A 10,914-nucleotide genomic window follows, 5' to 3' on the forward strand; every position below is an offset into this window, starting at 1 on the left:
CGGCACCTCATCAAACGCCCACACTTATCGACTGTTTATTGTTAAAGAACTCTGTATTCGGTACTGCCTTGCTGCGTTTGCGAAGCGTTGTGTTCGTCAGCAGCAGAGGAACGAGATTATGCAGTGCTTCGCTTAACTCGTCAACCCCTCATCCATTTCGTCGCGCCGTCGTTGCCGACTCCTTCCATGCGCTGCGAAACAGGAGGCGCACTATAGCAATCGGCGCCTCGGCCCGCAAGAGCCGTTGCGCGATTGCCACTCACCCTCACTGATCGTTGTAATTGACGTTTAAACAATAATCGCCGAGTATTACCCATACCGAACTAGAAATCATATCAATCCTCCTGAAGGATACCGGTGACCCTCGACGCCAATCAGATCCTGGCTCTCGCGCCCGATCCCGCCTCGGCCAAGGCCGGCAGCCAGCTGGCGGTGCCGCGCAACTGGTCGAACCTGGGCAGGAGCGATGTCGCGTTGTGGGGCGAATGCCAGGGCAGCGGCAAGACGCCGTATCGCACCCAGATCGACCTCGGCGGTCCCGCCTTCAAATGCACGTGCCCCAGCCGCAAATTCCCATGCAAGCACGGTCTCGGCCTCTACCTGCTGCGAACGGCGGAGCCGGCGTTGTTCGGCTCAGCCGACGAGCCGGCCTGGGTGCGCGACTGGCTGCAGGGCCGCCAAGTGCGCCAGGAAAAGAAGGCGGCGGCCGACATCACGCCCGAAGCGGCGGCCGCAGCCGCGGCGCAGGCCCGCAAACGGGAAGAAAAACGAGAAGACAAGGTCAGCGCGGGCCTCCTGGAATTGCAGACCTGGCTGCACGACCTGGCGCGCGAGGGCCTCGCGTCCGTGCGCTCGCGCGGCCAGGGCTTCTGGGATGCGATCGCCGCGCGCATGGCCGACGCCCAGGCGGCGCCGCTGGCACGCCGCCTGCGCCGCGCCGGCAGCATGCTGTACCAGTCCGGCCTGCGCAACGCCGAGGGCCTCGCCGCGAACGAACTCGCATCGCTGTACCTGCTGGCCCAGGCATGGCAGCGCATCGACCAGCTCGCGCCCGCGCTGCAGGCGGACGTGCGTGCGCTGCTCGGCTGGACGCTGAACCAGGACGACGTGCTGCGCCAACCCGCCGTCACGGACCAGTGGTGCGTGCTGGCCCAGAACACGTTCGACGACGAACGCCTGCGCGTGCGTGCGACGTGGCTCCTCGGCGCACGCACCGGGCGCTGGGCCCTGCTCCTGCAATATGCCGTCGGCACGCAGGGCTTCGACGTGCAGCTCGCGCCCGGCACGGCGTTCGACGGCGACCTGTGCTTCTACCCGAGTGCATGGCCGTTGCGCGCCCATATCCGCAGGCAGGATGATGCCCACCCTGCGCCGGCGGATCTCGAACCGTCCGGCCTGGACGGCCTGCTCGACACCTATGCGGACGCCATCGCGGCACAACCTTTCCTCGACCGGCTGCCCGTGCTGCTGGGCGGCGTCGTGCCGGACGAAGCGGACCACTGCATCGTCCGCGACGCGCAAGGCCGCCGCATCGCCCTCCACCCATCGTTCCGCCATCCGCTGCATCTGCTCGCGCTGAGCGGCGGGCATCCGCTCACCGTGTGCGGCGAATGGGATGGACGCATGCTGCTGCCGCTGAGTGTCCGGCATGAAGGACGCCTGTACAACATCGACAGCGACTTCCCATCATGAGCGACGACGCCCGCCAGTTACAGCAGTTGCTGAAGATCGGGACGGCCCGCGCGGGACGTCCACCCGCCGCCCTGGCCGCGCCGCTCGATGCGCTGCTGCCGGCCGACGCTGCAGCGCCCCCCGATGCGGCGTTGTGGCTGTCGCTGGGCGCGCTCGACCTGTGGGAGCGCGGCGGCTACGTGGCGCCCGACCAGCCCGCGCCGCGGCCGGCGCCCGTCGCCGCGCCCGAGACGCTGCGTCCCTGCCCGCCCCGCGCGCAAGCGGTCCTGGCCCAGCTGCTGCGCGGCCTGCATCCTGCCGGCCTGGAAGCCGAGTGGCTGCGCCTGCTGCGCCGTCACGGAGGCCATCTGCCGGCGCACGTCCTGCCGAAACTGCTCGATGCGGGCACGCGCCAGCCGGCACTGCGCGCGCCCCTGCTGCCCGTGCTGGGCGAACGCGGACATTGGCTCGCGCGCCTGCAGCCCGAGTGGTCGTGGGCCGGCGACGAACTTGACGCGGCAACGTGGGAGACGGGCACGCCGGAACAGCGCGTGGCCGCGCTGCGCGGCTGGCGTGTCCGCGACCCGGAGGCCGCGCGCGCTGCCCTCGCCGCGGCCTGGCCCAGCGAGCCGCCGGATCAGCGTGCCGCGCTGCTGGCGACGCTGTCCACGGCGCTCGGCCAGGACGACGAAACGTTCCTCGACGCGGCCCTCGACGACCGCCGCAAGGAAGTACGCACCGTGGCCCAGCGCCTGCTCGCGCGCCTGCCCGGGTCTCAGCTGGCGCAACGCATGATCGCGCGCCTGCTGCCGTTGCTGCGGCTCGATCGTCCATTGCTGCGCGCCGAGCGCATCGACCTGACCTTGCCCGCGGCGCTCGACGCGGCCATGCGGCGCGACGGCATCGGCGCCGCATCGCACCCGGGCCTGGGCGAAAAAGCGGGATGGGTCGTGGACATGCTGGCCGCCGTCGATCCGGACGTCTGGACCCGCCACTTCGACCGCCCGCCGCGCGGCTGTCTCGCGCTCGCCGAACACAGCGAATTCTCCGCCGTGTTCGTGCGCGGCTGGGCGCTGGCCGTGCAGCGCAACGCGCCGGACGATCCGTCACCGCGCCTGCAGACTTGGCTGCGCGATCTGACCGCATGGTGGCTCGCCGTTCCGGCCCAGCGCGACGCGGTGCCCGACAGCGTGTTCGACGTCGCCGCAGCGCACTTCGCACAGGATGCCGACGGCGCCTCCAGCGCCCTGTTCGACGCCCTGCCCGGCAAGTGGATCGCCGACGGCGCGTGCGTGCATCTTCTGGCGCGGCTCGCGGCCGGCGCGGCGGACACATGGCCTGCGGCGTTGAGCCGACACGCGATGCAGCGGCTGTACCCAGTGCTGCCGGCGCTTGCGGACACGGGCCACCCGTGGCTCGTGCGCCAGCTGCTGTCCAGCCTCGCCCTCGTGCTCGACCCCGCGACGGCCGCCGCATTCGAACCCGTGCGCCTGCCCGACGTCCAGTGGCAAAGCGCCGTCGACGCATTCTTCGATCTCGTGCGCCTGCGCCACGAGATGACTCTTTCCTTCCAGGAGACCGCATGACCGCCACCTCTTCCGTTCTACGCCAGCACGCCGAGCAGCAGTACGCCGATGAGCTGCATGCACTGATCGCCTCCGACACGCGCCAGCGCCCGCCCCGCTGGAAGATGTCGCCGTGGGCCGTCTCGACCTATCTGCTGGGCGGCGAGCTGGAAAACGGCGTGACGATCAGCGCGAAATACATCGGCAATCCGCGCGTGATCGAGATCGCCGTGGCCACCCTCGCCACCGACCGCGCCCTGCTCCTGCTGGGCGTGCCGGGCACGGCGAAGTCGTGGGTGTCGGAACACCTCGCGGCCGCGATCAGCGGCGACTCCACGCTCGTCGTACACGGCACCGCGGGCACCAGCGAGGAAGCCGTGCGCTACGGCTGGAACTACGCGCAGCTGCTGGCAAAAGGTCCGTCGCAGGAAGCCATCGTGCCCAGCCCCGTGATGCGGGCGATGCGCACGGGACGCATCGCCCGCATCGAGGAACTCACGCGCATGCCGGGAGAAGTACAGGACAGCCTGATCTCGATCCTGTCCGAAAAAGTCCTGCCCATCGCGGAACTGGACGACGAGGTGCTGGCCGAAAAAGGCTTCAACATCATCGCCACGGCGAACGACCGCGACCGCGGCGTCAACGAGCTGTCGAGCGCCCTGAAGCGCCGCTTCAACACCGTCGTGCTGCCGCCGCCGCGTACCGCCGACGAGGAAGTGCGCATCGTCGAGACGCGCGTGGCCAGCATCGGCCGCGCGCTCGAACTGCCGGCCGAGACGCCGGCGCTGGAAGAAATCCGCCGCATCGTCACCGTGTTCCGCGAACTGCGCGACGGCGTGACGAGCGACGGCAAGACGAAGCTGAAAGTGCCCAGCGCCACCATGAGCACGGCCGAGGCGATTTCCGTCGTCACGCACGGCCTGTCGCTGGCCGCGCACTTCGGCGACGGCGTGCTGCGCGGCGCCGACCTGGCGGCCGGCATGGTCGGCGCGATCGTCAAAGACCCGTTGCAGGACCGCGTGGCGATGCTCGAATACCTCGAGACGGTCGTCAGGGAACGCGACGGCTGGAAGGACCTGTACCGCGCGTGCCGCGACGTGATGGCGTGAGGCGATGAGCGTCCACCTGTTCGGCATCCGCCACCACGGCCCCGGTTGCGCGCGCAGCCTGGGCGAAGCGCTGGACGCGCTGGCGCCGGACTGCATCCTCGTCGAGGGCCCGCCGGAGGCCGATGCGCTCGCGCGCTACGCCGGCCGCGCCGACCTCGTGCCCCCGGTCGCCCTGCTGCTGTATGCGCCGGCAGATCCGCAGCGCGCCGTGTTTTATCCGTTCGCCGAGTTCTCGCCCGAATGGCAGGCGCTGCGCTACGCGAGCGCGCACGGCGTGGACCTGCGCTTTTGCGACCTGCCGCAGACGCACCGCTTCGGCTTGCGCGCGGCGCGTGAAGAATCGAACGACGTCACGGACGACATCCACACGGACCCGCTGCGCTGGCTCGCCCGCGCGGCCGGCTACGGCGATACGGAGACGTGGTGGGACCATCTCGTCGAGCAGCGCGGCGACAGCCTCGACCTGTTCGCCGCCATCGCCGAGATGATGACGGCGCTGCGCACGGAAGCGGGCGCGGTGGCCGACGACGTCGAGGCGAAACGCGAGGCATGGATGCGCACGACGATCCGCCAGGTCGTCAAGGAAGGCCGCGAACGCATCGCCGTCGTGTGCGGCGCGTGGCACGTGCCGGCGCTGGCCGTGCTCCCCAGCGCGAAAAGCGATGCCGACCTGCTGAAGGGGCACGCGAAGGAAAAGGTCGCAGCGACGTGGGTGCCGTGGACGCACGGCCGGCTCACGGTCGCCAGCGGCTACGGCGCGGGCGTGACGGCGCCGGGCTGGTACCGGCACCTGTGGCGGCACCGCGAGCGTGCGGGCCTACACTGGCTGACGGAAGTCGCCGCGCTGCTGCGCCGGCACGATCTGGACGCGTCGTCGGCCCACGTGATCGAGGCCGTGCGCCTCGCCGACACGCTGGCCGCGCTGCGCGAGCGCCCGCGAGCGGGGCTGGACGAATTGATGGAAGCCGTGCGCGCCGTGTTCTGCTACGACAGCGACGCGCCGCTGCGCCTGATCCGGTGCGAGCTCCTGGTCGACGAGGCGCTGGGGTCCGTCCCGGACTACGTGCCGGCCGTGCCGCTCGCGCAGGACGTGGCGGCGCAGCAGAAGCGCTTGCGCATGCCCGTGCGCGCGGACGCGACGGAGCTCGACCTCGACCTGCGCCAACCGGCGCACCTCGAAAAGAGCGTGCTGCTGCATCGTCTTTCCCTGCTGGGCGTCCCGTGGGGCCGGCAGCAATCCGTGCGCGGCCGGACGGGTACCTTCCACGAGCCGTGGCAGCTCGCATGGGAACCGGAATTCGCCGTCGACCTGATCGCCGCCAGCCGCTGGGGCGCCACGCTGGAAAGCGCCGCGACGGCGCTCGCAGCCGACCGCGCGGCGCAGGCGCAGCTGCTGCCGGAGCTCACGCGCCTGATGGAGACGATCCTGCTGGCCGACCTGCGCGCGGCCGTCGCCCCGCTGATGGCGCGCATCCAGGAAGTGGGGACGCTGACGCCCGACCTGGGCCTGCTGCTGGCGGCGTTGCCGTCGCTCGTCAACGTGCTGCGCTACGGCAGCGCGCGCAACGTCGACACCGGTGCGCTGGGCAGCGTCGTCGACGGCCTCCTGGCGCGCGCGTGCATCGCCCTGCCGTACGGCCTGCGCGGCGTCGCGGACGATGCGGCGGCAGGTCTGCTCGGTCAGATCATCGCGGCCGACCAGGCCGTGCGCCTGCTGCAGGACGACGGCCATGCGGCTGCATGGTTCGACGCGCTGGAAGCAGGCGCCACGAGCGACTTGTCGCATCCGCTGCTGGCAGGACGCGCGAGCCGCATCCTCACGGAACAGGGCCGATGGGACGCGGAACGCGCCGCGCGCCAGTTGGCGCTGCGCTGCTCGCCGGCGGTGCCGCCGCTCGTCACGGCGAACTGGCTCGAAGGCTTCCTGCAAGGGAGCGGCGCGCTGCTCGCGCACAGCGACGCGTTGTGGCAGATCGTGAACGGCTGGCTCCTCGCGCAGCCGGACCACGTGTTCACCGAGTTGCTGCCGCTGTTGCGCCGCACGGTCGCGACGTTCAGCGCGCCGGAGCGGCGCGAACTGGGCGAGCGCGCGGCGCAGGCCGGCGGGACGACGGCGAGCGCCGCCCCCGCGCAAGCCGTCGATCCGGCGCGCGCGCGGCGCGTGCTGCCCATCCTGCACACGCTGTTCGGGACTCACCCGATTCAGGAGACCGTCCATGACGCATGAACAAGAAGCGGCGCGGCGCTGGCGCCTCGTGCTGGGCCAGGACGCCAACGACGCGTTGACCTTGAACGCGGGCGACGCGGCAGTCGACGCCGCGCTGGACGCGCTGTACGGCGCCGGCCCCGACACGCGCGGCGGCAGCCTGGGAGGCTCGGCGCCGCGCGTGGCGCGCTGGCTGGGCGACATCCGCCAGTACTTCCCGGCGAGCGTCGTGCAGGTGATGCAGAAGGACGCGTTCGACCGCCTGGGCCTGCAGCAGATGCTGTGCGAACCGGAGATGCTGGCGGCCGTCGAGCCGGACGTGCACCTCGTCGCCACGCTCCTCAGCCTGAACCGCGTCCTGCCGAACAAGACGCGCGCGACCGCCCGCGCCGTCGTCGCGAAAGTCGTCGAGGAGTTGGAAAAGAAGCTGGCGACACCGCTGCGCCAGGCCGTCGCGGGCAGCCTGCATCGCGCCGCGCGCAACCTGCGTCCGCGCCACCAGGACATCGACTGGCTGCGCACGATCCGCGCCAACCTGCGGCATTACCAGCCCGAGTACCGGACCATCATCCCGGAGACGCGCATCGGCTACGGCCGGCGCGGCCGCGCGCTGCGCGACATCGTGCTGTGCGTCGACCAGAGCGGATCGATGGCGCCGTCCGTCGTGTACGCGAGCGTGTTCGCGGCGGTCCTCGCGAGCATCAAGGCGGTGACCACGTCGGTCGTCGTGTTCGACACGGCCGTCGTCGACCTGACGCCGCTGCTGCACGACCCGGTCGAAGTCCTGTTCGGCACGCAGCTGGGCGGCGGCACGGACATCAACCGCGCGCTCGCGTATTGCCAGGGCCTCGTCACGCGCCCGCAGGACACGATCTTCGTCCTGATCAGCGATCTTTACGAGGGCGGCAACAATGCCGAGATGCTCAGGCGCGCGGCGAGCCTCGTCGGCAGCGGCGCGCAAGTGATCGCACTGCTCGCGCTGGACGACGGTGGCGCGCCTTCGTACGACCGCAACAACGCGGCGAAACTGGCGGCGCTGGGCATCCCGTGCTTCGCCTGCACGCCCGACCTGTTCCCCGACCTGATGGCGGCCGCGATCCAGCGGCACAGCCTCGAACAATGGGCGTCGGCGGCCGGCATCGTGCACGCGTGACGGCGCGGCGGCTTCAATCATGCGGGCGTTGAACACAGCCGTGTTTGGCGCTACTGTCTTCTCATGGACGATCAAGATTCGCAACAAGAAAAGAACCATCGCACGATGCGCGACATCATCGAAGAAGCGCGCTGCATCCTGCCTGGCCTGCAGGCGGTGTTCGGCTTCCAGACGATCGCCGTGTTCAACGAACGGTTCGACGATCTCGCGTTCTACGCGCAGGCGTGCCACATGGCGGGCCTCGCATTGATGGTGATCGCGATGGCGCTGTTGATGACGCCGGCCGTGTATTACCGCGCCCAGCATGGCGAGGCGACGTCGCACATGGTGAAGGTGTCGCGCAAGGCCATCCGTGTTGCGTTGATGCCGCTGGCCATCGGGCTGTCGCTCGACATGCTGACGGTCGTGTCCCTTGCGACCGACGTGCTCTCGATCAGCATTGCGGCCGCCGTGGCGTCCCTGCTCCTCTTCGTCGGACTCTGGTATCTGATCCCGCGCCGCGATCCGGTGCAGGTCGAGGAACCACCCTCCTGACGCAAACATTACCGCCCGCGTGTTGTGTGAGGCGCCTAACGGATGGCGACGCTCACAACTGGATAATGGCCCTGTGTTCGCGGCGATGCTCAGACGTTGCCGCGGCGTGCGATTTTACGAACTGGGCAACACCGCCACCTTCGGGTTTCGATATCGGGGGAAGCACAGCCGGTGGCGATGTTTGCCCAGCCGTTCATGCGGCGGCGCGATGATCGCGTCGGCCGCGGCGGCTGGACGCGGCCGGTGCAACCTTGGGCGTTTACCGATGTCGAAGCGTTCATGCAGTCGAACGCAAAGGAGGCAACCATGGACTTGATCCTGACCTCGGCCGACTTCCCGCCCGGCGGCCCCATCCCGGCCATCCATACGTGCGACGGCGCGAACACGTCGCCCGCCTTGTCTTGGTCCGGCGTGCCGCCCGATACACGCAGTCTCGTCCTCATCGTGGACGACCCGGACGCACCCGATCCCGCCGCACCAAAGATGACCTGGGTACACTGGGTCCTCTATAATCTGCCGCCACAGACGACCCGCCTGCCTGCCGCGGTCCGCGACGCTGACCTGCCACCGGGCACGCAAGCCGGCACGAACGACTTCAAGAACACGCGCTACGGCGGCCCCTGCCCGCCCGTGGGACTGCATCGCTACGTGCACAAGCTGTACGCGCTCGATACCGTCCTGCCCGACCTGCGCCACCCGACCAAGGCCCAGCTGGAAAAGGCGATGCAGGGTCATGTGCGCGCGCACGCGGAACTCGTCGGCACCTATCAGCGCGGGCGCTGATCCGCGCGGATGAAATCGACGAAGGCGCGCAGCGGGGCAGGCACCAGCCGCCGCCCGGGATAGTAGAGGTAAGGGCCGGAAAAAGACGGCCACCACGGTTCCAGCACGGGCTCGAGCTCGCCGCGTTCGATGTACGGACGCAGCCAGTCCTCGAACAGGTAGACGATGCCCGTGCCGGCGACGGCTGCGTCGATTTTCAGCTCGAGGGCGCCACCCACCTGGACAAGCAATTGTCCCGGCGGATCGATCGTCACCGTCTCGCCGTCGCGCTCGAACGTCCAGCGGATCGCCGCACCGCTGGCGAAACGCGCGCGTGTGCACGCGTGGTCCAGCAAGTCGCGCGGATGCTGCGGGCGTCCCCGTCTGGCGAGGTAATCCGGGGACGCGGCCGCGGCCATCCGCTGGACGCGCGGCCCGATGGGCACGGCGATCATGTCCTGCTCGAGCTTTTCTTCGTAACGGACGCCTGCATCGCAGCCGGCCGCGAGCACGTCGACGAAGCTTTCGTCCGCGATCACTTCCAGCCGGATCTCGGGATACGCGGCAAGAAAGCGCGGCACGATGGATGGCAGCACGAGTCGGGCCGCGCTCATCGGCACATTGAGCTTGAGGGTACCGGTGGGCGTGTCGCGAAATCCATTGACCACGTCCAGTGCGCTTTCCACTTCGTTCAGCACCGGGTTCAGCCGGGCAAGCAGGCTGTGGCCCGCTTCCGTCGGCACGACACTGCGCGTCGTGCGGTTGAGCAGGCGGATACCGAGCTTCCCTTCGAGGCGGCGAACGGCATCGCTGAGACCGGATGCGCTGCCGCTTGTGGCACGCGCTGCATCGCGGAACCCGCCAGCGCGCGCGACGGCCACGAATGCAGACAAATCCCCCAGATCGACTTTCATATTGGCCTCATTGTTCGTTTTTACGTACAACCCTTGCGGACTATAACGGATTGTCCTGCGATCGACGTGGATTTATCTTGAATGCACTGTTAACTGATCATTCAAGGAGTGTTTTATGTCCACCATTGATTCCGCCGGCGCGTACCAGCTCGGTAACCGCACCGTCCGGCGCCTCGGCTATGGCGCCATGCAACTGGCCGGCCCCGGCGTCTTCGGACCGCCGCGCGATCCCGACGCCGCCCGCGCCGTGCTGCGCGACGCGGTGGCGCTCGGCGTCAACCATATCGACACGTCCGATTTCTACGGGCCCCACGTCACCAACCAGTTGATCCGGGAGGCGCTGCATCCGTATCCGGACGATCTCGTCATCGTCACCAAGATCGGGGCACGCCGGGATGGCACGGGCGCCTGGCTGCCGGCCACCTCGGCGCAGGAATTGCGGCGAGCCGTGCACGACAACTTGCGCAATCTCGGCCTGGACGTGCTGGAGGTCGTCAATTTGCGAAGCATGCTGGATGTTTTCGGTCCCGCCGAAGGATCGCTCGAGGCCCAGGTGACGGCATTGGCCGAGATGCGTGAAGAAGGGCTCATCCGTCACGTTGGCCTGAGTAACGTGACGATGAAACAGGTCGAGGACGCGCTGCGGATCGTGCCGATCGCGTGCGTGCAAAACATGTACAACTTGGTTCACCGCGGCGACGATGCGCTGATCGACGCGCTGGCGCGACACGGCATTGCCTACGTGCCGTTCTTTCCGCTGGGCGGAATGTCGCCGCTGCAGTCGGATACGTTGTCGGCCGTCGCGGCGGAGCTGCATGCGACGCCCATGCAGGTCGCGATCGCGTGGTTGTTGCAACGGTCGCCGAATATCTTGCTGATTCCCGGTACGTCGTCGCGTGCGCATTTGCGCGAGAACGTGAAGGCGGCGGAGCTGGTGTTGTCGGAAGACGTGCTGGCGAAGCTGGAACGGATCTAGAAAGCAAAAAGCCCGCTCAGTCTG

9 protein-coding genes are annotated in these 10,914 nt (G+C 68.9%); 8 read left to right on the forward strand and 1 reads right to left on the reverse strand.

Going from position 1 to position 10,914, the window contains the following annotated elements; all coding sequences use genetic code 11:
- The first annotated feature begins 357 nt into the window (after positions 1-357).
- The 7 genes from NX784_RS28370 (at position 358) to NX784_RS28400 (ending at position 9,021) form a co-directional block, all read left to right on the forward strand.
- Complete coding sequence (locus NX784_RS28370; RefSeq protein ID WP_258820024.1) at positions 358-1,692, forward strand: SWIM zinc finger family protein; 1,335 nt, start codon at positions 358-360, stop codon at positions 1,690-1,692.
- The gene (locus NX784_RS28375; protein ID WP_258820025.1) at positions 1,689-3,257 is read left to right on the forward strand and encodes a DUF5691 domain-containing protein; all 1,569 of its coding nucleotides are present in this window, start codon (positions 1,689-1,691) and stop codon (positions 3,255-3,257) included. The genes NX784_RS28370 and NX784_RS28375 overlap by 4 nt, the downstream gene beginning before the upstream one ends.
- Positions 3,254-4,345, forward strand: a complete 1,092-nt coding sequence (locus NX784_RS28380; RefSeq protein WP_258820026.1) for an ATP-binding protein — start codon at positions 3,254-3,256, stop codon at positions 4,343-4,345. The genes NX784_RS28375 and NX784_RS28380 overlap by 4 nt, the downstream gene beginning before the upstream one ends.
- A gap of 4 nt (positions 4,346-4,349) precedes the next feature.
- Complete coding sequence (locus tag NX784_RS28385) at positions 4,350-6,572, forward strand: DUF5682 family protein (protein ID WP_258820027.1); 2,223 nt, start codon at positions 4,350-4,352, stop codon at positions 6,570-6,572.
- Positions 6,562-7,704 (forward strand): VWA domain-containing protein, encoded by a 1,143-nt coding sequence (locus tag NX784_RS28390; protein WP_258820028.1) that lies wholly within the window; start codon positions 6,562-6,564, stop codon positions 7,702-7,704. Before NX784_RS28385 ends, NX784_RS28390 begins: the two co-directional genes overlap by 11 nt.
- A 63-nt stretch (positions 7,705-7,767) precedes the next feature.
- On the forward strand, positions 7,768-8,238 hold the full coding sequence (locus NX784_RS28395) for a DUF6328 family protein (protein ID WP_258820029.1): 471 nt from the start codon (positions 7,768-7,770) through the stop codon (positions 8,236-8,238).
- Positions 8,239-8,544: 306 nt separating this feature from the next.
- A complete protein-coding gene (locus tag NX784_RS28400) occupies positions 8,545-9,021 on the forward strand; it encodes a YbhB/YbcL family Raf kinase inhibitor-like protein (RefSeq protein WP_258820030.1) in 477 nt (158 codons plus the stop codon).
- Here NX784_RS28400 and NX784_RS28405 read toward each other — a convergent pair.
- Positions 9,006-9,914 carry a LysR family transcriptional regulator gene (locus tag NX784_RS28405; protein WP_258820031.1) on the reverse strand — a complete coding sequence of 303 codons (909 nt, stop codon included), beginning with the start codon at positions 9,912-9,914 and terminating at the stop codon, positions 9,006-9,008. The two genes, NX784_RS28400 and NX784_RS28405, sit on opposite strands and share 16 nt — an antisense overlap.
- 115 nt (positions 9,915-10,029) lie before the next feature.
- On the opposite strand from NX784_RS28405, the gene NX784_RS28410 reads away from it, so the two are divergent.
- On the forward strand, positions 10,030-10,890 hold the full coding sequence (locus NX784_RS28410) for an aldo/keto reductase family oxidoreductase (protein WP_258820032.1): 861 nt from the start codon (positions 10,030-10,032) through the stop codon (positions 10,888-10,890).
- Positions 10,891-10,914: the final 24 nt, after the last annotated feature.

Source organism: Massilia pinisoli, assembly GCF_024753285.1.
Classification (GTDB): Bacteria; Pseudomonadota; Gammaproteobacteria; order Burkholderiales; family Burkholderiaceae_D; genus Telluria; species Telluria pinisoli.